Genomic DNA, 20,774 nt, shown 5'->3' on the forward strand with positions numbered 1-20,774 from the left:
CGACGATGGCCAAGACACCCACGCTGGGGACCTGGGAGCTCGAGCAGCTGCGTGCGGTGGACAACGTCGTGCGCCGCGGCCACATCGTGTCCGTGGATCGTGGCCGGCTCACGTTCGCCGACGGTTCGCTCGGGGTCGCCAGCGATGCCCTGGTCGTGCACTGCGCGGCCGACGGTCTGAAGTACCCGCCGTTGGTTCCCGTGTGGCGTCCTGACGACATCACCCTGCAGCCGATCAGGGCCGGCTTCCCGTGCTTCGGGGCGGCTCTGGTCGGGTACGTCGAGGCGACCCGCACCGACGACGGCGAGAAGAACCGCCTCTGCCCGCCGTCGCACTACGGCAACTCGATGTCGCAATGGGCTGGCATGAATGTCCTCGGCACCCGCGCTGCGATGTCCTTCTCGGCCGAGCGCGACATCGCGGAGTGGTCGAACGGGGTGGCGCTGAACCCTTCGCGCGTCCCGCCCGGCTACCCGCCTTCCGCGGCGTTGGCCAGCGCACGCGAACGGCTGGCCACCCACACGCGCCCGGCGTTGGAGAGGCTGGCGCAGCTGAGCGCCGGCTGAGACGTCGGTTCCCCGCTACGCGCGGTGTCTGCCGCCGGGGACGGTGCCCGGATCCTCCGGTGACGACAGGTCGACGAACCCGTGGCACAGCGACCTCACGTCGTGCGGGGTCGGCGTGGTGCCGAACGCGAGGACCTGCAGGCCGGCTGCGTTGAGCCGCACCACGAGCGGTTGGAGGGGGACGAGGTCACCGACGATGGTCACCGTGTCCACGGCGGACTCGCGGGCCAGGTCCACGGCATCGATGGTCAGTGCCACCAGCGCGCGCTGGTCCTGGGCGTGGCCGAAGTGGTGGTGTGGCTGGATTCCGTGCTGGCGCAGCGGCGCGGTCCACCACCCCCGGACCCCGGGTGACGTCCAGTCGGCGTAGGCGCGGCAGACGCTGACGATGCCTTGGTCCGCCAGCGCGTCGAACAGCGCACCCGCCGACTCCGGCGGCGTGGTCTCCGCGTCGATCAGCACCGCCATCCGGCGCGTGGGCCCCGGTTGCGGCTGCCGACGACGCCGGGGCAGGGCGGGGCGAAGCACCTCGGGCGAGGCCTCGGTGTCTGGGCCTGCCTGGTCCAGTGGGTCCGCCGGGTCGACCGGGGCCGCCGGGCCCGGACTCGAGGAGTGCTTCACCACCGGGTCGATGCCTTCCTCGTGGTACGCGACGTCCTCCTTGGGCGGCGTCCACGTCGGTCTGATGGGTGAGTCGTCGCCTTCGGGTCGGCCTCGCCTCTCGACGGCGTCGGACGTGACCATCCACTGCCGCACGAGCGAGGCGAGCGAGAAGTCGGAGGGCTCGGCGCCCGGATCCTCCTCGGCGACGGCCAGGCGCTGCTTGGGCAGTTCGGGCCCGAGACCGAGTCCCTTGCCAAGGCCCATGGCGCCGATCCGTGTGGCCTCGGGCCACTCGCCAGCGTTTCTCATGTATCTCATGCACCATCCCCCCGGAGGTATCTGTCCGATCAACCCTGAGTCCGCTCGCGGTGGCCCGTGGCCGAACGGCAGGACCTTTACTGTGCTGGCTAGACCATTGGCCGGCCGAGGTGATCCGTGCCTGGTGCCTGACCGGACGCCGGGATCCGCAGCCCCCCGGCCGGGTCGGACCACGTCGAAGACCAGGTGCGGCCGCGGCATGCGGCGTACACTGACACCGCCGAGGAACCCGCAGACGTCGATCTCACGCCGTCATTTCGCGGTGACAGACACTCACGCCCGGCGCGCTGGTGCCGGCAGGATCGGCTCCTCTTGGCTTCTCTCGTCACGCTGACGACGCTCACGCCCGCCACCCCTGACCCGGTCGGGGCGGCACCGCACCGTCCGAGTCTGACGGCCGTGACCACGCGCGTCTCGCTGAGCCTGCTGATCGCGGTGGTGATCCCCGCGGTCGTCTTCTACGGCGTCTTCGTGCTCGCAGGAGTGTGGACCGCGATCGTCGCCGCGCTGGTGTGGTCCTACGGCGCCATCGCCTGGCGGGCAGTGACCGGTCGGCGTACGTCCGGCCTGCTGATCCTGGCCGCGATCCTCCTGACCGGCCGAACCCTGCTCTCGGTCGTGGCGGACAGCACGTGGCTCTACTTCCTGCAACCTGTCATCAGTGACGGCGCCGTGGCCGGCCTGTTCCTGCTGTCGCTGGCCAGCGCCCGTCCGATGGTGGCGCGGCTCGCGGGCGACTTCTACCCCATGGACCACGAGCTCGCGGCGCGCCCACGGATCCGGCGTCTCTTCTGGCACCTGACGGTGCTGTGGGCGGTGCTCGGGCTGGCGAAGGCGAGCATGACGTTGTGGCTGCTGCAGTCGCAGTCGCTGGAGACGTTCGTGCTGGTGAAGAGCGTCTCCATGCTGGCGATCAACCTCATGGCCGCCTTCGCGACGATCGGTCTGGCGGCCCTCGTCGCGCGCAAGGAAGGGCTGATGGGTTCGACCCGTCTGGTCCCGGTCCCCGTGCGCGTCACCGGCTGAACGACGGCAACCTCGATGCGACGCGGGTGTTCAACCACCTCGATGGTGGAATGAGCAGGTGAGCACCAAGACTGCCGCCCGACCGCGCCAGACCACCATGGCCGGCGCGATGGTGATGCTGGCCGCCACTTTCGTCGTGCTCTCCGTCGCGGACACCGTGTCCCGACTCCGCTCGATCGAGACCCGCGAGATGATCGAGAAGTTCCTGGCTGACCCGCCTGGCAATGGCCTGGGCCTCTCCTTCGAGACGATGATCCAGTTGCTGCACGCGATCGCGGTCGTCGCGGCACTCAGCTCCGTCGCCGCTGTCGCGCTGGGCTGGCAGGTGCTGCAACGCAGCAGGCAGGCGCGCGTCGCGCTGTCCGTGCTCGCTGTGCCCATCTTCGTCACCGGCCTCGTGGCCGGCGGCTTCATGTCCTCGTTGGTCGCGGTGGCCACGGCGATGCTGTGGCTCTCGCCGTCGCGCGAGTGGTTTGCCGGACTGCCGATCCCCGAGCCTGTCAAGGTGGGCCGGTCCCGTCGCGACGTCGACGTCCAGACGCTGAGCGGCCAGGCGGCCCCGGGCCAGCTGAGGCCGCCCCTGGCCACCAACGCGTCGGCCGCCGGCTGGTCCGCGGCCCCCGCCGACCAGACTGACCGCCCCGCCCCGGTGACCGTGGCCGTGGTGCTCACCGTCGTGTTCGCGGGCCTCGTCTTGGTGATGACCCTCGTGAGCCTCGCGCTGCTCGCCGCACAGCCCGACCTCGTCCTCGACGAGGTGCGCCGGCAGAACCCCGACCTGGCGGACCAGGGAGTCAGCGACGCACTGCTCGTGAACACGGCGTACGTCACCGGCGGACTGGCCGTGGCCTGGTCAGCGCTGGCGGTGGTGCTCGCCGTCTTCCTCGCACGTCGCCGGGTGTGGGCGGCCCAGGGGCTGCTGATCTGCGCTGCCGTCACCGCCCTCTTCGGCGTGATCGCGACGCTGGCCTCGCCGGTGGCGCTGATCCCGGCTGTCGCCGCGATCGCCACCGTGAGCTGCCTGCGGCGCCCCGAGGTCCGCGCGTGGCTCACCGCCCCGCGTTGAGGATCGCGTCGCCGCACCCACGCGCAGGGACCCGAAGCCTCCTGGCAGGTCAGCGCGCCAGCTCGGAGACCGCCAGTCGGCGCACCCCCTCGGCGATGACGTCCGGCTCCTTGCAGAACGCCCACCGCACGAGGTGCCGGCCCGCGTCCTGGTCGTCGTAGAACACCTGGTTGGGGATCGCCACGACGCCCGCCAGCTCGGGTAGTGCGAGACAGAAGGACCGCCCGTCCTCCCAGCCGAGGTGGCTGATGTCGGTGGTCGCGAAGTAGGTCCCCTCGGGCACGCGCGCCGGCAGTCCTGCGGCGGCGAGGCCGCCGATGAGCAGGTCGCGTCGTGACCGGAGCGAGCGCGCGAGCGAAGCGGGGAACTCCGGCTCGTGGTCGAGCGCGTGTGCCACGGCTGGCTGCAACGGTGACCCCGACGTGAAGGTCAGCCACTGCTTCGCCGACAGGACCGCGGAGACGAGGTCGGCCGGACCGGTCGCCCAGCCGACCTTCCAGCCGGTGAACGAATAGCTCTTGCCTGCGCTCGACAGCGTCAGCGTCCGCTCCCACATCCCTGGCAGTGTCGCGAGTGGGATGTGCCCGTCAGCGGACTCGGCGTCGTCGAAGACGAGGTGCTCGTAGACCTCGTCGGTGATCACGATCAGGTCGTGCTCGATGGCCAGGTCGGCGACGGCCCGCAGCTCGGTGCGCGTCAGGACGGTGCCGGTCGGGTTGTGCGGAGTGTTGAGAAGGATGGCGCGGGTCCGTGCCCCGATGGCGTTGCGCAGGGCCTCCACGTCGAGCCGGAAGTCCGGCGCTCGCAGGGGTCACCGGCCGGCGTACGGCGCCGCACATCTCGATCATCGCGAGGTAGGAGTCGTAGTAGGGCTCGAGCACCACCACCTCATCACCCGGATCGATCAATCCCAATAGCGCCGCGGCGATGCCCTCGGTGCAACCGGTGGTGACGACGACCTCGCGATCGGGGTCGAGCTCGAGCCCGTAGTGGCGCTGCTGGTGGCGGGCGATCGCCTGCCGGAGCGCGGGGACGCCGATGCCGGGTGCGTACTGGTTGGCGCCGTGCTCCAGCGCGGCGACGGCGGAGGCGATGACCGACGGCGGGCCGTCGGCGTCGGGGAAGCCCTGGCCGAGATTGATCGCACCTGTCCGCGCGGCCAGCGCCGACATCTCGGAGAAGATCGTCGGCGGAATCGAGCGGACCCGCTGGGCGTGGCTGTGCCGGTCGTGAGGCATGGCATCGAGGGTAGTGGGAGGACCCCGGCCGGCTCGGGCGAGTGAGGAGGCTTCGCGCGGGCCTTGGGCTCGTCGCCTCGGGGCAGCTGTCGCGCCCGGGCCCGGATAGGCTCGCAGCCATGTCCGACCCGACCCTTGCCGCTGACATCGACGCTCTGTGCCGACTGACGGGGCAGTTCACCCTCCGGTCGGGGCAGGTCGCCGACACCTACTTCGACAAGTACCTCTTCGAGGCCGACCCGGCCCTGCTCGGCCGCGTCGCGACGCAGATGCTCGCGCTGCTGCCCGAGGACACCGACCTTCTCGGTGGCCTCGAGATGGGCGGCATCCCGATCGCGACGATGGTGAGCGCGAAGACCGGGACGCCGGCGCTGTTCGTGCGCAAGAGCGCCAAGGAGTACGGCACCTGCAAGCTCGCGGAGGGTCCGGACGTGGCCGGTCGACGGGTGACGATCATCGAGGACGTCATCACCACCGGCGGAGCGGTCCGCGACGCGACCAACGCCCTGCGCGCAGCGGGCGCGATCGTCGACACCGTCGTCTGCGCGATCGACCGCTCACCCGCCGGGGAGAACCCGCTCGTCGACGTCGGGCTCGAGATCCGTCCCGTGCTCACCCGCGCCCAGCTGGACGCCGCCCAGCGCTGAGCATCCCCGACGGCGCCGGCGGGGATCAGTTCACTGGGGGGTCGGACTTCTGGCTCAGGACGTCGAGGGCATCCGGGTGCTGGCCGGTGTCCCCGGACGTGGCGGCCGGGGAGCGCCGGTGCCGCCACCACTCCCATGCGATCGGGACGACGGAGAACAGCAGGATCGCGATGATGGCGTAGTCGATGTTCTCGCCGAGCCACGGGAAGGCCGCGCCGAGGAAGTAGCCGAGCAGGGTGATCGACACGACCCACGCGACCGCGCCGACCAGGCTCCAGAGGAAGAAGCGGCGCCGGTCCATGCGCGTCACGCCCGCGACCACCGTGATGTAGGTCCGGACGAACGGCACGAAGCGGCCGATGACCAGTGCCTTGTTGCCGTGCTTGTCGAAGAACGTGGTCGTCTGGTCGAAGTACTTCCGCTTGAGGATGCGGCCGTCGCGCTGATAGAGCGGCGGCCCGATCTTGCGACCGATCTCGTAGCCGGAGACGTTGCCGCCGATGGCGGCGATCGTGAACAGCACCAGCGCGAGCAGCAGGTCCAGCGAGTGGTGCCCGGGCAGGATGGAGATCTTGTCGCCGGAGATGAAGAGCCCCATCGCGAAGAGCAGCGTGTCACCGGGCAGGAACGGGAAGAACATCCCGCACTCGACGAAGATGAAGGCCAGGCTGAGCCAGAAGAGGGTCTGCCCGAACTGGTCGAGGAGCCAGGTGGGATCCATCCAGTCCATCCCGAGCAGGAGGGGCTGGAGATCCAGGAGCACGGTCACGCAGACCAGCCTAACCGCGGGAGCCCCATAGGGTTGAGTCGTGGATGAGCAGCAGGGGCGGGCGCCGTACGACCCGATGCCGCACGGCCCGGCGGAGGTCGGGCTCGGCCCGTGGCAGGGCGCCTGGCCGCAGGGGCAGCAGTACGACGCCGAACTGCTGCGCGAGGGCGATCGGCGCAACGTCGTCGACCGCTACCGCTACTGGACGATGGCCGCCATCGTTGCCGATCTCGACACCCGCCGGCACTCCTTCCACGTCGCGATCGAGAACTGGCAGCACGACTTCAACATCGGCACCATCGTGCGCACCGCCAACGCCTTCCTCGCCGCGGAGATCCACATCGTCGGCAACCGCCGCTGGAACCGTCGCGGCGCGATGGTCACCGATCGCTACCAGCACGTGCGTCACCACCCGACGCCTGCCGACCTGGCGGCCTACCTCCACTCCGTCGGGGTCCGCCTCCTGGGCATCGACAACCTGCCGGGGAGCGAGCACCTCGAGACGATGGCGCTGCCGCGCGACGTCTGCTTCCTCTTCGGGCAGGAGGGGCCGGGACTCTCCGAGGCCGCGCGATCGGAGTGCGACGGGACGTTCTCGATCGCCCAGTTCGGCTCGACCCGCTCGATCAACGCCAGCTCCGCCGCGGCGATCGCCATGCACTCGTGGATCCGGGAGTACGCCGACCTGTCGGCCGACGACGCCTGGCGCGGCTGACCGCGCCGAGGTCAGGCCGACTCGGGCAGCAGGAAGTTGAGCGCCGAGCGGCCCCGAGCGGCGTGCAGGAGCACGAGATCGGGACTGATGCCGATGGCGTCGGCGACCTCGGCGACCGGCAGGTCGAGCCAGTCGTAGAGCACGAGCGCCTTGCGCTGGATCGCCGTCAGGGACTGGAGGCCGTCGAAGAGCAGCGACTCGTCCTCGATCGGGTAGTCGTCGCCGTGGGCGTTGCAGCTGCGTGGCGTGGGGGAGTCGGTGACGCCCGCACGGGCCAGTGAGCGGTAGACGAAAGCGTCGGCGGCCTCCGTCTCGTGGATGCGGTGCCAGGATTCGTAGAGCCGGGTGAACGTCACCAGCACGAGCGCCTCGGCCTGCGCCCAGTCGCAGCAGATGGCGTGCGCCAGGCGGCGTACGTGCGGGCCGTGCTCGGCGGCGTAGACGGAGAACGCCTGACCGGGCGGCGGCTGGCGCCGCCAGCGGTGGAGGCGCGGGACGGCGACGTATGCCGCGGGCGGCTGGTCGACACCCTCGAGAGAGGCGTCGATCTCGTGCACCCAGTCGATGCTGGTGGTCATGGCCCGTCCCCCTTCGCGCCCCCCGTGGCCGCGTCCTCAGTCATGTTGACGCGGTGAAGAGCCATTTGGTTGCATCGGACCTTGGGTGAACCTGGAGGTGGACCAGACCACCGGGTCTCGCGTCGTGGTCCTGGCTTCGGCGCGCATTCGCTGACTCACCGGTAGCCACTAGGGTCGGGGCGACAAGTTGAACGCCTTCTTCAGGAGTCCGCCATGCCCATCGCCACCCCCGAGGTCTACGCGCAGATGCTGGACGCCGCGAAGGAGAAGTCCTTCGCCTACCCGGCCATCAACGTCTCGTCGTCCCAGACCCTCAACGCGGCCCTGCAGGGCTTCGCCGACGCCGGTTCCGACGGCATCATCCAGGTCTCGACGGGCGGCGCGGAATACCTCTCCGGCCCGAGCGTGAAGAACATGGTGACCGGCTCGGTCGCCCTCGCCGCCTACGCCGCCGAGGTCGCCAAGAGCTACCCGGTCAACATCGGGCTGCACACCGACCACTGCCCCAAGGACAAGCTCGACGGGTTCGTCCGCCCGCTGCTCGCCATCTCGGCCGAGCGGGTGGCCCGCGGGGAGAACCCGCTGTTCCAGTCGCACATGTGGGACGGCTCCGCGGTGCCGCTGGAGGAGAACCTCCTCATCGCGCAGGAGCTGCTCGAGAAGTGCGTGGCCGCCAAGATCATCCTCGAGGTCGAGATCGGCGTCGTCGGTGGCGAGGAGGACGGTGTCGTCGCGGAGATCAACGAGCAGCTCTACACGACCCCCGAGGACGCGCTCGCCACCGTGCGCGCACTGGGCTCGGGTGAGAACGGCCGCTACCTGGCCGCGCTGACCTTCGGCAACGTGCACGGTGTCTACAAGCCTGGCAACGTCAAGCTCCGCCCCGAGATCCTTCGCGAGGCGCAGGCCGCGGTCGCCGCCGAGCTGGGTCTGGCCTCCGGCGCCAAGCCGTTCGACCTGGTCTTCCACGGCGGATCGGGCTCGACCCCCGAGGAGATCGCCGCCGCGGTCGACTTCGGCGTGATCAAGATGAACGTCGACACCGACACCCAGTACGCCTTCACCCGACCGGTCGTGGGCCACATGCTCAAGAACTACGACGGCGTCTTGAAGGTCGACGGCGAGGTGGGCAGCAAGAAGGCCTACGACCCTCGCGCGTGGGGCAAGGCTGCCGAGGCCGGGATGGCGGCGCGCATCGTCGAGGCCTGCGAGAACCTGCGCTCGGCCGGCACGTCGCTCGGCGGCTGACCCGGCGTAGGCCCCTCAGTGCCTCGCGAAGTGCCGGGGACGTTCGAGCGCCAGGGCAGCCAGCAGGCCCACGACGAGAACGCACGGCACCAGGAGCAGTGACTGGCCCATGGCCTCACTGAACGCGTCGAGGACGGCGGGCGGCATCGCGCCGCTCGCCGTCCCTGCGCCCGCCGGGCTCGAGCCGAGCCCCTGCGCGGCCAGGCGTGCGTCGATGAGCACGGCGATCGCGGCCGAACCGAGCACGGCACCCACCTGGCGGTTGGCGTTGTAGACGCCGGCACCAGCCCCGGCCTGGTGCATCGGCAGGTTGCGGTTGGCCGTCGCCGACAGCGGTGCCCACAGGAACGAGCTGCCGAGGCCGAGCACGCCGAGCGCGACCAGCAGCACCCAGAGCGGTGTCTCGGGTCGTACGGCGAGAGCCAGCCCGACCATGGCTGCGATCAGCGTGGCGAACCCGAAGACCGTCAGCACGCGCGGGTGCACCCGGTCGGTGAGCGAGCCGACCCGGCGGGCGGCCAGGATCGAGACCGGCGCCATCGGCGCGAGCAGCAGCCCGGCCTGGGTGGGGCTGTAGCCGCGGACGAGCTGGGCGTACAGCATGAGCGGGAAGCCCATCGCGGTGAAGGCGAAGCTCACGGTCGCGATGGAGAGGTTGGCCAGCGAGAAGTTGCGGTCGGCGAAGAGTCCCAACGGCATCAGCGGCTCGCGGCGGTTGTGTGCCTGCCACCAGATGAAGACCGCGATCAGCACCAGCCCGGCGATGATCAGCCGCCACACGGTGATCGGCCCGGCGATGGTGGCCCAGTCGAACTGGTGGCCCTCCTGCAGCCCGAAGACCAGCAGGAACATGCCGGCCCCGCTCAGCAGGACGCCCAGCCAGTCGAAGCTGTGGCTGCGGGTGTCGAGGGTGGGCACCAGCCGCCAGGCGAGCACCATCGCGAGGATGCCCACGGGCACGTTGATGAAGAAGATCCACTCCCAGCCGAGCGAGTCCACCAGCAGACCGCCCGCGATCGGACCGACCAGCGTCGCGACGCCGGCCGTCGCGCCCCACAGCGACATGGCCGCACCGCGGCGCTCCATCGGGAAGATCCGGGTGATCACCGCCATCGTCTGCGGGGTCATCAGGCTGGCGCCGAGGCCCTGGAACACCCGGGCGACGATGAGTCCCTCGATGGTGCTGGTGAGGCCGCACCACAGCGAGGCGGCTGTGAAGATCGCCAGCCCGATGAGGTAGAGCCGACGCGGGCCGAAGCGGTCCCCGAGTCGGCCGGTGATCAGCACCGGGACGGCGTAGGCGAGCAGGTAGGCGCTCGTCACCCAGACCACGGTGTTCACGTCCGCCCCGAAGTCGTCGATGATCGCCGGCGTCGCGACCGTCACGATGGTGGTGTCGACCAGGATCATGAAGAACCCCAGGCACAGCGCCCACAGGGCCGGCCACGGGTTGGTCTGGTGCGGGTTCACAGGGATGGTCTCGGCGCTCACCCACCCAGTGAACACGGTCCGTCCGTGCCGCCACCGGATCGGGGTGGGGGCACGGACGGTCGGCGTACGGCGAGGCGCTAGCGAGCTCCGGCGTTGCCCGCGACGCCGTCCGGGTCGCCGTACGGCTCCTGGCGCGTGGCGTGGGCCGTGAGGTCCTTGACCACCCGCGGGTCGTCCGCCTCGGCGAAGTAGTCGAACTCGATCGTCTCGTCCTTGCCGTTGGACACCTTCAGCGCGTTGAGGATCGCACTCACCACCACGGCGAGCACCACGTTGATCACGAACGCCGTGACCGCGATGTAGCCCATCTCCTCGAGACCCGGGATCAACGCCGTCGAGCCACCGAAGTGGTTGCCCGTCACGGGGTTGATGACCTGGTAGGCCATCACGGTGCCGTAGACCATGGCGACCGCCCAGCCCAGCAGCAGGCCGTAGCGGTGGAACCAGCGCGTGAAGAGGCTGAACACCACCGCCGGGAAGGTCTGCATGATCCAGATCCCGCCGAGCAGCTGGAAGTTGATCGCGTTCTGCTTGTCGAGGGTCAGCACGAAGACCAGCGCGAAGGCCTTGACGACCAACGACATCAGCTTGGAGACCTTCGCCTCCTGTGCGGGGGTGGCGTCCTTCTTGAGCCACTCCTTGTAGATGTTGCGGGTGAACGTGTTGGCCGCGGCGATCGACATGATCGCGGCCGGCACGAGCGCGCCGATCGCGATCGCCGCGAAGGCGACGCCGGTGAACCAGGACGGGAACATGTCCTCGAACAGCTGCGGGATGACGAGCTGGGCGTTGGGCTCGCCGTCGAGCCCGATCGGCTGCGTGCCGGCCGCGATGGCGACCCAGCCCAGCAGGGCCAGCAGACCCAGCACGAAGGAGTACGCCGGCAGTAAGGCGGCGTTGCGCCGCACGGTGTTGCGCGAGTTCGACGACAGCGACGCCGTGACCGAGTGCGGATACATGAACAGCGCCATCGCAGAGCCGAGGGCCAGGGTGGCGTAGGCCCAGAAGGCCCCGGAGCCGGGGACGAACGACGAGCTCGGCTTCAGGCCGGCCTCGACGGCCGCCGCGTTGTTGGCGTCCATCTTGTCCTGCGCCGCGCCGAAGATCGCGTCCCAGCCGCCGACCTGGCCGGGCAGGTAGATGACCGCGACGATGATGACGAGGTAGATCAAGATGTCCTTGACGAACGCGATCACCGCGGGCGCCCGCAGGCCGCTGGAGTAGGTGAAGGCCGCGAGCAGCGCGAACGCGATGAACAGCGGCAGGTCCTTGGCCAGGACGTTGTCGCCGCCCCCGAGTCCGGCCACCTCGAGCACCGCCTGGATGCCGACGAGCTGCAGGGCGATGTAGGGCATCGTCGCGACGAACCCGGTCACCGCGACCGCGAGCGACAGCGACCTGGAGTCGTACCTCCCGCGAACGAAGTCGGCCGTGGTGACGTAGCCGTGGCGGTGGCTCACCGACCACAGCCGCGCCATGAAGATGAAGATGATCGGGTAGAGAATGATCGTGTAGGGCACGGCGAAGAAGCCGGCCACTGCTCCGGTCGCGAACATCGCCGCGGGTACGGCGACGAAGGTGTAAGCCGTGTAGAGGTCGCCGCCGAGTAGGAACCAGGTGATCCAGGTGCCGAACTTTCGACCACCCAGACCCCACTCGTCGAGCGACTCGAGCCCGTCACCGCGCTTGAAGCGCGATGCCATGAAGCCGGCGACGGTGACGATGCCGAACAGCGCGATGAGCACGCCCAGCGCGACGCCGTTGATGCCGGTGTTCGCTGCCATCGGCAGCACCGCGGCGCTCATCGGTCATCACCCTTGGCGGGCTTGCGCGCGGCCAACGTCAGGCGGTAGGCGGTGTAGGTCAGCGCGGAGCAGAGGAACACCCAGAGGAACTGGTACCAGAAGAAGAACGGGAAGCCGAAGAGCTCCGGCTCCACTCGCGCGTAGGTCGGCACTGCCATCAGCGCGACGACCGGGATGGCGAGCAGCACACCGGCCGCGACCATCAACCCCTTCCTGGTCGGAGGGGGGCCGTCTTCAGGGCGCGGTCGAGTATTTTCTGTGCCGAGAGTCATTCCGGCACGGTACCCCGACAGTGTGACCCGGGTCACCCGGGGTGAGGTCAGCCCAGGAGCGCGTCGTACGCCGCCGGGCTGGAGTCGCGCAGGAACTCCGAGCACCGCTCCCACTCGGCGCTCTCGCCGATCGCGCGGGCACTGAGCGCCAGCAGGGCCAGGCACTGCAGGAAGCCGCGGTTGGGCTCGTGCTCCCACGGGACCGGGCCGTGGCCCTTCCAGCCGTTGCGGCGAAGGTTGTCCAGCGAGCGGTGGTAGCCGACGCGGGAGTAGGCGTAGACGGTCACGTCGTCGGCGCCCTCGGCCTTCGCGTGCTCCGCGAGTCCGGCCCACGCAGCGGGGGACTCCGGGTGGCGGCGTACGACGGCAGCGGGGGCCTCGCCCCCTGCGAGCTCGGCGGCAGCGGGGTCCACGGGCAGGTGGGTGGGCGGGGGGCCGGCCATCAGGTCGAGGTGATTCATGGGCGCAGCCTAGGCGCATGCCGCGCTCCTCTGGGCGGGGTGCCTCCGGTCCGCGCCGCATGTAACACGCTGTCCGGTGCTCTTCCACGTCGTTGCTACGTCGCGGAAGAGCACCGGACGACGTGTTACATGTGATGGGGCGCGAGTGGCACGCCCGCCGGCGGGCCGCAAAGCGCCCACAACCACCCCCCGCGCCCGGTGATCCACAGCGCACCGATGAGTGGACCGCGCAACGTCGATGCCTGCCTCGACCCTCGGATCATGGACACGCGCATCATCGCCCGCATCGCCGAGGGCGGCGGTCTCGCCAGGGCGCGAGACCTGCGCGCCGCGGGGGTCGACCCGCGTGCGATCACGGCTCTGGTCCGCGGCGGCGAGCTGGTCGCCGTACGCCGTGGCATCTACTCGACTGCAGAGCTCTGGGACGCCGCCGACGAGTGGCGAGAGCGGCCACTCGCCAGGATCCGGGCCGCTCATCTCGCGGTCACGATGGACCACGTGTTCAGTCACGACTCTGCCGCGGTCCTGCACGGCCTTCCGCTGATCGACGTCCGCGAGAGCGAGGTCCACGTAACCCGTGTCGGGGTCGTGGGGTCTCACACGCGGTACGCCGTGAGGCATCACGGTGCGCCGTACGCCGCCGAGGAGGTTGTTCCGCTGGGACACCTCGAGGCGCTGGCCGTTCCGCGCACTGTGGCCGATCTGGCGCGAACGCACGGCTATGCGGCCGGGCTGGTCGCGGCTGACGCGGCCCTGCGGCTGGGGCACTCGCGCGCATCACTGCGTGAGGCCACGGAGTCGATGCGCTGCTGGCCGGGTGTCTCGATCTGCCGTGTCGTCATCGATGACGCGGACCGAGGGGCCGAGTCCGCGCCGGAGACGTTGGGGCGAGTCCTGGTTAAGGAGCTGGGAGTCGGCGACGTGGAGACACAGTTCCCGATCCGGACCTCGAGTGGCGTGCGCTGGGCTGACATGCGGATCGGCTGCCACCTGTTCGAGGTCGACGGCCGGATCAAGGTCACGGCCCAGGGGGAGGGCGGTGTCGCGACGGAGCCGGCGGGCGACGTCATCTGGCGGGAGAAGAAGCGGGAGCGAGACGTGACCAGCCGCGGGCTGGGCGTCAGCCGGATCGTGTGGCAGGACTTCTGGGACCCTTACCGCGCGCGGGCACGTGCGCGGCTCCGCGCCGAGTTCGACGCGACCTGCCAGCGGTACGGCGAGCAGCTGCCTGCCGAGCTCGTCGAGGATGCCCGGCGGATCCGCGAGGAGTTTCGCCACCAGGCTGGTTAGCCCGGACCGCGTCGGTCCTCCGCTCCGAGGGCTGTCGATGCCGTGAGCCCGCATGTAACACGCTGTCCGGTGCTCTTCCACGTCGTTGCTACGTCGCGGGAGAGCACCGGACGACGTGTTACATGTGTGGGGGAGGGCGGCGCGACGACGGAGGTCAGGCGCCGAGGAGCGTGCGTACGGTGTCGTGGCCCAGCGCCACGATCAGCGTGGGCAGGCGCGGACCGCGGTCGGCGTCGACGAGCAGGTTGTAGAGCAGCGTGAAGAACTCCTTCTGGTCCGCCTTGACCTCGTCGGTCGGGGCGTCGTCGAAGCCGAGGCCGCGCGCAACCTTGGGTACGCCGTAGACGACCGTCGTCGCGGAATCGAGGTCCAGCTCTGCGGGCAGCCGGTCCAGGAAGATCCGCAGCCACAGCTCCTCGTCCTCGCTGAGCGCGGCGAGTCGCGCGGTGTCAGGAGTCGAACGCACCGTCGTGCGCTCGGAAGCGGGCAGCGAGGCCGTCCAGGCCATCGCGCGGCCGAGGCGAGGCTCGAGCTCGTCGACGGAGGTGTGCGGGAAGCCGACGTGCTCGACGACCTGGCTGATCAGGTCGGCCGACCCGGCCGTGACGTCGGCGATCGACGACAGCGTCCGGAACGGGACAGCGACCGCCGGCACCGGCAGGGTTCCGCCGGCGACCGTCGAGGAGGCGCGCTCGAAGGCGAGCACCTGGGCATCGCGCTTGGCCGGGTTGGCGGCCTTCTTGCGCAACGCGTCCCACTCGTCGTACAGGCGGACCACCTCGGGCCCGAAGTCGATGGTGAAGGCCTGCTTGGGCGCACGACGGGTGTAGAGCCAGCGCACCATCGGGGCCTCGAGGATGGCGAGTGCGTCCGCAGGGGTGGGGACGCCGCCGCTCGACGACGACATCTTCTGCATGCCGGCGATCCCGACGAACGCATAGGTGACGCGCGCGGGCGCCTGCCAGGCGAAGATCGAGGAGACGAGCTCCTGGCCGACGGTATAGCTCGAGCCGGGCGTCATGTGGTCGAGGCCGGCGGGCTCGAAGTTGACCTTCTCCCAGGCCCACCGCATCGGCCAGTCGACCTTCCACACCAGCTTGCCGCCGTCTTGGCTGGCGACGTTGGTCGAACCCGAGAACCCGCAGATGCGGCAGGTGTAGGCGAGGTCGGTGCTCTCGTCGTCGTAGGCCGTCACGTCGGTCGTGTCGCGGCCGCACTGCTCGCACCACGGCTTGTAGGGGAAGCGGGCCAGCTCGCCGGCCCCGGCCGGCTCGTCCTCGTTGGCGATCGAGGCGGCGAGCTCGGCGGCCTCCTCGTCTGTCTCTGCGGCGGTCGCGGCCTTCGTGCGGTAGCGCCCGAGGACCTCGTCGATCCGGTCGCGGTGCCTGATGGCGTGCAGGATCTGCTCGCGGTAGGTGCCGGCCTGATACATCTGCGTCTGGCTGATCTCGTCCATGCGGACGCCCAGCTCGTCGAGCGAGGCGCGCAGCGGCGCCTTGAAGTGCTCGGCCCAGGAGTCGTGGCATCCCCACGGGTCGGGTACGGCGCTGAGCGGGCGCCCCAGGTGATCGGCCCACTCGGCGGGGACCCCGGCGGGCACCTTGCGGAAGCGGTCGTAGTCGTCCCACGAGTGCAGGTGGCGCACGGCGATGCCGCGGCGCCGCAGCTCCTCGGCGACGAAGTGCGGGGTGAGGAACTCGCGCAGGTTGCCCAGGTGGATCGGACCCGACGGGCTGGCGCCGGACGCGACGGTCACGAGGTTGCCCTCGCCCGCGTGCCGGACGGCATCGTCCGCTGCGCGCGTCACCCAGTCGCTGGGTTCGCCGGACCGTCCGCCTCGTGCCATGGCTCGTGTGCTCCCGCGCTGCTCGTCCGTGTGTGATCGGAGTTCCGATCTCGACCGGAAGGCTATCGGGCACGTGACAAGGGCATCGGAGTCACCCTGCGGCGACTCCGATGCCCTGCGCATCGCGGCCTGTCGGCCCGTCCAGTGGCACACCCCCGCGATTCACCGGACGTCGACGCGTCACGCCATTCTCGGTGCTCGGCCGCTCAGATCGTGGCCTGAAATGGCCGGTGGCACTAACATGCCACTGTGAGTCGCCGCCCCCTCGCTGACGCGTTCGGATTGCCCGCCCGGATCGACGAGCTCTATCGGCAGGTCCTGTCCGGATCGGGCGGCTCACTGCAGGCGCTCGCCGCGTCCCTGTTCGTCGCGCCCCACGAACTCGTCCGGCAGCTCGCGCCTCTGCTCGAGCTCGACATCGTGCGCATCGACGGCGACCTCCTGAGCGTTGCCTCGCCCGTGGACGCCGTCTCGAGGTACGTCGCCGGGCAGGCCGCCACCGTCGCCGAGGTCGGCGCCCAGCTCAGCCGCCTCGCGGCCGCGCTTCCGGTGCTTGCCGAGCTCGGCGGCGACACCCCGGAGCTCGACTCGACCGCCATCGACGGCGAGATCAGCATCGAGGCCGACGTGCCCAAGATCCTGGTCGCGTGGATCGGTGAGTCCCCCGGGGACCTGCGCTTCCTGCGTCCGGACCAGTGGCGGTTGCCCAGCGAGTCCGAGATGGCCCTGGCGGTCAACACCGCCGTCCAGGCGGGTCGCCGCGTGCGTGCGATCTATCCGGCCCGCGTGCTGCAGGAAGCGCCGGCGATCCTGATCGGCCGGGCGGCGATCGGGGAGCAGATCCGCGTCCTGCCCGAGGTGCCGACCCGGATGGCGATCATCGGCGCCACGCGCGCGATGCTCCCCGAGCCCCTCGGGGTGGGCAACCAGCGCCGCATCCTGATCCGCCAGCAGGCCATCGTCCAGGTGTTGACGGCGTGGTTCGACGAGCTGTGGGACTCGGCGACCGCGGTCACCACCCTCGACCGTGGCGAGGCTCGCCCCGACCTCCGGCGCCTGCTGCTGGCCCAGCTCGCAGCGGGCGGGAAGGACGAGCAGATCGCGCGGACCCTCAACATCAGCCTGCGCACGGTCCGCCGCCGGATCGCCGCGCTGATGAGCGACCTCGGAGTGGACACGCGCTTCCAGGCCGGCGTCGAGGCCGCTCGTCGCGGTTGGCTCTGAAGTCTGGCTCTAACCGGGCAGCACCATCGTGTAGGCCGCGGGCTCGAGCCGCCAGGTGCGGCTCCGCTCGGGCCCGTAGATCTCACCGTCGGCCGAGACCCAGAAGTCCTCGCCGCGCACCGAGACCTCGCGACCGCGAAGGTAGAGCACGTCGTCCCGTTCGTGGTGCTCGCCCTTGCGCAGGTGTGCGACATAGCCGAGCTTGGCGCCGGGGGTGACGGCACGGGCGATCATCACGTCCAGCAGGCCGTCCTCGGGGTCGGCCTCCGGCGTGATCTCCGTGCCGCCGCCGACGTTGGCGCCGTTGCCGACCGCGACCATCAGCACCGGCCGGTCGACGTCGTTGACGACCCGGCCGTCGATCTCGACGCGCAGTCGGTGGCTGGGCGGATTCACGGCCGCGAGCACGGCCCCGATCGGATAGCCGAGCTTGCCGAGGTTGAGGCCGCCGACACCGATGCTGCCGAGGCGGGACTTCCAGGTGTGCGCCTTGCGGCTGGCCTGCGCGCCCGCACCGACATGGACGTTGTTGACCACGATCTCGCCGGTCTCGTCGACGATCAGGTCGACCTTGCGCGGCTCACCCTTCAACACCAGGCGGGCTGCGTCCTGGATGTCGAGCGGGATGCCGGTGCCGCGCGCGAAGTCGTTGCCGGTGCCCAGCGGCAGCAGGGCGAGGGTCTTGCCGTCCAGCTCGTGGCGCCGGTGGAGTGCTGCGACGACGGCGTGCAGGCTCCCGTCCCCGCCGGCGACCACGATGCGGCGGGAGCCGGCGCGGTGCAGCACGCCGTCGAGCTCGCCGGGGTTGCGCGTGGCGGCCACCTCGACCGACGCGGACTCGCGGATGATCGCCAGGGCCAGATCGAGGTTCTGCTGGTCGGCGGTGCCTGCGTCCGAGTTGGTGATCACGAGCATCGGGTCCATCCGGCGGACATTAGCCGACGCGACTTGACCAGCCGGGCCCAATGCCGAATCAGGATGCGTGCGGCGGTGAGGCGGAGCGTCCCGGTGCGCTAACGTGTGGTCGCAAGAGCTCCGGTGCACTTGTGCCGGAGCTTCCTTGTTTCCAATGCCGTCTCACCTCAGGAGGGCTGCGATGCCCGCGATCGTCGTACTCGGTGCCCAGTGGGGCGATGAAGGCAAGGGCAAGGCGACCGACCTCCTCGCCACCACCGACACCATCGACTTCGTCGTCCGCACGAGTGGTGGCCACAACGCCGGCCACACGATCGTGGTCAACGGCGAGAAGTTCGCCACGCACCTGCTGCCGAGCGGGATCCTCACGCCCGGCGCCACCAGCGTGATCGCCAACGGCGTCGTCGTCTCACCGGAGGCGCTCTTCAGCGAGCTCGACGGCCTGATCGCACGCGGCGTCGACGTGGCCGAGCTGAAGGTCAGCGCCAACGCGCACATCATCGCGAGCTACCACGCGACCATCGACAAGGTGACCGAGCGTTTCCTCGGCAAGAACCAGATCGGCACCACCGGTCGCGGCATCGGTCCGGCCTACGCCGACAAGATCAACCGCGTGGGGGTCCGCGTCGCCGACCTCTTCGACGAGAAGATCCTGCACGAGAAGGTCGAGGCAGCCCTCGACGTCCGCAACCACCTGTTGACGAAGATCTACAACCGCCGCGCGATCGAGGTCGACGTGGTCGTCGAGGAGCTCTTGTCGTACGTCGACAGGTTGCGCCCGATGGTCTGCGACACCTCGCTCCTGCTCAACCGAGCCCTCGACGACGGCAAGACGGTGCTCTTCGAGGGCGCCCAGGCAACGATGCTCGACGTCGACCACGGCACCTACCCGTTCGTGACGTCCTCCAGCCCGATCGCCGGCGGCGTCTGCACCGGCGCCGGCATCGGCCCGACCCGGATCGACCGGGTGATCGGCGTGATCAAGGCCTACACCACGCGCGTCGGTGCCGGCCCCTTCCCGACCGAGCTGTTCGACAACGACGGCATCGAGCTGCAGCGGATCGGTGGCGAGGTCGGTGTCTCGACCGGCCGCACCCGCCGTTGCGGGTGGTACGACGCGGTGATTGCGCGCTACTCCTCGCGCGTCAACGGCCTGACCGAGTTCTTCCTCACCAAGCTCGACGTGCTCGACAGTTGGGAGCGGATCCCGGTCTGCGTGGCCTACGAGATCGACGGCGAGCGGGTCGAGGAGATGCCGATGACCCAGACCGAGTTCCACCACGCGAAGCCGATCTACGAGTACTTCGACGGCTGGCAGGAGGACATCTCCGGCTGTCGGACCTTCGAGGAGCTGCCGAAGAACGCCCAGGGCTATGTCAAGGCGCTCGAGGAGATCTCCGGCGCGATGATCTGGGGCGTCGGTGTCGGACCGGGTCGCGAGCAGACCCTCGTCGTCCACGACGCCTGATCCTCACTCGCTGTCGCGGATCCATGGCCACAACCTCGGCCGGACCAGCCGCAGGATCGGGTTCGGGGAGGCCCTGCGCCGCCGGTAGGATCGACGCCCGTGAAGACTCTCGTGATCGGCACCGGAGGCCGCGAGCACGCGCTGGCCCTGGCCCTGGCCCTCGATCCCGGAGTCACCGAGGTGCACGCGGCGCCGGGCAACCCCGGCATCGCCGCGGTCGCCTCGTTGCACGAGGTCGACCCGATGGACGGGGCCGCGGTCGCGGCCCTGGCCACGTCGCTCGGCATCGACCTGGTCGTCGTCGGCCCCGAGGCGCCGCTCGTGGCGGGGGTCGCCGACGCGGTCCGCGCCGCCGGGATCGCGGTCTACGGTCCGTCCGGCGCCGCGGCCAAGCTCGAGGGGTCGAAGGCGTTCAGCAAGGACGTGATGGCCGCGGCGGGCGTGCCGACCGCCGGGTCGCGCGTCTGCGTCACCCCGGCGGAGGCAGCGGCCGCCCTTGACGAGTTCGGTGCGCCGTACGTCGTGAAGGATGACGCGCTCGCTGCCGGCAAGGGCGTTGTCGTCACCACTTCTCGGGACGAGGCGCTGGCCCACGCCGCGACCTGCGAGCGGGTGGTGATCGAGGAGTTCCTCGACGGCCCGGAGATCTCGCTGTTCGCGGTCTGCGACGGGCGGCAGGCGCGGGTGCTGCAGCCGGCACAGGACTTCAAGCGGATCTTCGACGGCGGGCAGGGCGCCAACACCGGCGGCATGGGCTCCTACTCGCCCCTGCCCTGGGCGCCGGCGGGGCTGGCCGACGAGGTGCTCGCGACCGTGGTGCAGCCGACCCTCGACGAGATGAACCGACGCGGCACGCCGTTCGTCGGCACCCTCTACGTCGGCCTCGCGCTGACCGACGAGGGGCCGCGGGTGATCGAGTTCAACTGCCGCTTCGGCGATCCCGACATCCAGCCCGTGCTGGCCCTGTTGACCTCTCCGCTCGGTGGCCTGCTGAAGGCCGCGGCCGACGGTGACCTCGGCGCCGTACCCGCTCCGACGTTCGCCGCCGGCGCCTCGGTCACTGTCGTGATGGCGAGTGCGGGCTATCCCGAGTCGTCGTCTCGGGGCGACGTCATCGTCGGCACCGAGACACTGACCGAGGAGATCGACGTCGACGTGATCCACGCCGGGACCGCTCGGTCCGACGGGGAGCTGGTGTCTGCAGGTGGACGCGTGCTCGCCGTCCGCG

18 protein-coding genes and 3 pseudogenes are annotated in these 20,774 nt (G+C 70.3%); 10 read left to right on the forward strand and 11 right to left on the reverse strand.

All coding sequences use genetic code 11. The features are described from left to right. Window positions 1–566 (forward strand): annotated as a pseudogene (locus RMO85_RS01255) (pyridine nucleotide-disulfide oxidoreductase); the annotation flags it as partial. A 15-nt stretch (window positions 567–581) separates the two neighbouring features. Here RMO85_RS01255 and RMO85_RS01260 read toward each other — a convergent pair. After that, window positions 582–1,433, reverse strand: coding sequence for an NYN domain-containing protein (locus RMO85_RS01260; RefSeq protein WP_310525953.1), 852 nt, complete (start codon window positions 1,431–1,433; stop codon window positions 582–584). A 366-nt stretch (window positions 1,434–1,799) separates the two neighbouring features. Between RMO85_RS01260 and RMO85_RS01265 the strand changes: the two genes are divergently transcribed. Both RMO85_RS01265 and RMO85_RS01270 read left to right on the forward strand, forming a co-directional pair. After that, entirely contained in the window at window positions 1,800–2,513 is a 714-nt protein-coding gene (locus tag RMO85_RS01265) for a VC0807 family protein (RefSeq protein ID WP_310525954.1), read from the forward strand. A gap of 58 nt (window positions 2,514–2,571) precedes the next feature. Next, window positions 2,572–3,579, forward strand: a complete 1,008-nt coding sequence (locus RMO85_RS01270) for a hypothetical protein (protein WP_310525955.1) — start codon at window positions 2,572–2,574, stop codon at window positions 3,577–3,579. 49 nt (window positions 3,580–3,628) lie between these two features. Here RMO85_RS01270 and RMO85_RS01275 read toward each other — a convergent pair whose 3' ends face one another. After that, a complete protein-coding gene (locus RMO85_RS01275; protein ID WP_310525956.1) occupies window positions 3,629–4,360 on the reverse strand; it encodes an aminotransferase class I/II-fold pyridoxal phosphate-dependent enzyme in 732 nt (243 codons plus the stop codon). A gap of 88 nt (window positions 4,361–4,448) precedes the next feature. Next, a pseudogene (locus RMO85_RS01280) lies at window positions 4,449–4,817 on the reverse strand (aminotransferase class I/II-fold pyridoxal phosphate-dependent enzyme); the annotation flags it as partial. A 119-nt stretch (window positions 4,818–4,936) separates the two neighbouring features. Here RMO85_RS01280 and pyrE point away from each other — a divergent pair. Beyond that, window positions 4,937–5,464, forward strand: a complete 528-nt coding sequence (gene pyrE / locus RMO85_RS01285; RefSeq protein ID WP_310525958.1) for an orotate phosphoribosyltransferase — start codon at window positions 4,937–4,939, stop codon at window positions 5,462–5,464. A gap of 25 nt (window positions 5,465–5,489) precedes the next feature. On the opposite strand, the gene RMO85_RS01290 is transcribed toward pyrE, so the two are convergent. After that, complete coding sequence (locus RMO85_RS01290; protein WP_310525959.1) at window positions 5,490–6,233, reverse strand: VTT domain-containing protein; 744 nt, start codon at window positions 6,231–6,233, stop codon at window positions 5,490–5,492. A 76-nt stretch (window positions 6,234–6,309) separates the two neighbouring features. On the opposite strand from RMO85_RS01290, the gene RMO85_RS01295 reads away from it, so the two are divergent. Continuing rightward, window positions 6,310–6,948 (forward strand): TrmH family RNA methyltransferase, encoded by a 639-nt coding sequence (locus RMO85_RS01295; protein ID WP_310525974.1) that lies wholly within the window; start codon window positions 6,310–6,312, stop codon window positions 6,946–6,948. Window positions 6,949–6,959: 11 nt separating this feature from the next. Here the strand turns inward: RMO85_RS01295 and RMO85_RS01300 are convergent, their stop codons facing one another. Further along, window positions 6,960–7,526: a sigma-70 family RNA polymerase sigma factor gene (locus tag RMO85_RS01300; RefSeq protein ID WP_310525960.1), complete on the reverse strand. Its 567-nt coding sequence runs from the start codon at window positions 7,524–7,526 to the stop codon at window positions 6,960–6,962. A 210-nt stretch (window positions 7,527–7,736) separates the two neighbouring features. Between RMO85_RS01300 and fbaA the strand changes: the two are divergent. Further along, window positions 7,737–8,774: pseudogene (gene fbaA / locus RMO85_RS01305) on the forward strand (class II fructose-bisphosphate aldolase); the annotation flags it as partial. A 15-nt stretch (window positions 8,775–8,789) separates the two neighbouring features. On the opposite strand, the gene RMO85_RS01310 reads toward fbaA, so the two are convergent. The 4 genes from RMO85_RS01310 to RMO85_RS01325 all read right to left on the reverse strand — a co-directional run bounded on the left by RMO85_RS01310 (window position 8,790) and on the right by RMO85_RS01325 (window position 12,803). Further along, a complete protein-coding gene (locus tag RMO85_RS01310) occupies window positions 8,790–10,265 on the reverse strand; it encodes a DHA2 family efflux MFS transporter permease subunit (protein WP_310525961.1) in 1,476 nt (491 codons plus the stop codon). 77 nt (window positions 10,266–10,342) lie between these two features. Then, window positions 10,343–12,070: a monocarboxylate uptake permease MctP gene (gene mctP / locus RMO85_RS01315; protein ID WP_310525962.1), complete on the reverse strand. Its 1,728-nt coding sequence runs from the start codon at window positions 12,068–12,070 to the stop codon at window positions 10,343–10,345. Beyond that, on the reverse strand, window positions 12,067–12,273 hold the full coding sequence (locus tag RMO85_RS01320; protein ID WP_310525964.1) for a DUF3311 domain-containing protein: 207 nt from the start codon (window positions 12,271–12,273) through the stop codon (window positions 12,067–12,069). Before RMO85_RS01320 ends, mctP begins: the two co-directional genes overlap by 4 nt. Before the next feature lie 116 nt (window positions 12,274–12,389). After that, a complete protein-coding gene (locus RMO85_RS01325) occupies window positions 12,390–12,803 on the reverse strand; it encodes a DUF3151 domain-containing protein (RefSeq protein ID WP_310525965.1) in 414 nt (137 codons plus the stop codon). Window positions 12,804–13,064: 261 nt separating this feature from the next. Here RMO85_RS01325 and RMO85_RS01330 point away from each other — a divergent pair, with 261 nt between their 5' ends. Beyond that, on the forward strand, window positions 13,065–14,093 hold the full coding sequence (locus RMO85_RS01330; RefSeq protein ID WP_310525966.1) for a type IV toxin-antitoxin system AbiEi family antitoxin domain-containing protein: 1,029 nt from the start codon (window positions 13,065–13,067) through the stop codon (window positions 14,091–14,093). A 154-nt stretch (window positions 14,094–14,247) separates the two neighbouring features. Here the strand turns inward: RMO85_RS01330 and lysS are convergent, their stop codons facing one another. Beyond that, entirely contained in the window at window positions 14,248–15,900 is a 1,653-nt protein-coding gene (gene lysS, locus RMO85_RS01335) for a lysine--tRNA ligase (RefSeq protein WP_310525968.1), read from the reverse strand. Window positions 15,901–16,188: 288 nt separating this feature from the next. On the opposite strand from lysS, the gene RMO85_RS01340 reads away from it, so the two are divergent. After that, window positions 16,189–17,163, forward strand: a complete 975-nt coding sequence (locus tag RMO85_RS01340) for a LuxR C-terminal-related transcriptional regulator (protein ID WP_310525969.1) — start codon at window positions 16,189–16,191, stop codon at window positions 17,161–17,163. Window positions 17,164–17,172: 9 nt separating this feature from the next. Here the strand turns inward: RMO85_RS01340 and RMO85_RS01345 are convergent, their stop codons facing one another. Next, the gene (locus RMO85_RS01345; RefSeq protein ID WP_310525970.1) at window positions 17,173–18,087 is read right to left on the reverse strand and encodes a YegS/Rv2252/BmrU family lipid kinase; all 915 of its coding nucleotides are present in this window, start codon (window positions 18,085–18,087) and stop codon (window positions 17,173–17,175) included. Between the two features lie 172 nt (window positions 18,088–18,259). Between RMO85_RS01345 and RMO85_RS01350 the strand changes: the two genes are divergently transcribed. Both RMO85_RS01350 and purD read left to right on the forward strand, forming a co-directional pair. Beyond that, window positions 18,260–19,546: an adenylosuccinate synthase gene (locus RMO85_RS01350; RefSeq protein ID WP_310525972.1), complete on the forward strand. Its 1,287-nt coding sequence runs from the start codon at window positions 18,260–18,262 to the stop codon at window positions 19,544–19,546. Between the two features lie 99 nt (window positions 19,547–19,645). After that, the coding region (gene purD / locus RMO85_RS01355) for a phosphoribosylamine--glycine ligase (RefSeq protein ID WP_310525973.1) at window positions 19,646–20,774 on the forward strand (1,129 nt) is incomplete at its 3' end.

The organism is Nocardioides sp., assembly GCF_031422975.1.
Taxonomy (GTDB): Bacteria; Actinomycetota; Actinomycetes; order Propionibacteriales; family Nocardioidaceae; genus Nocardioides.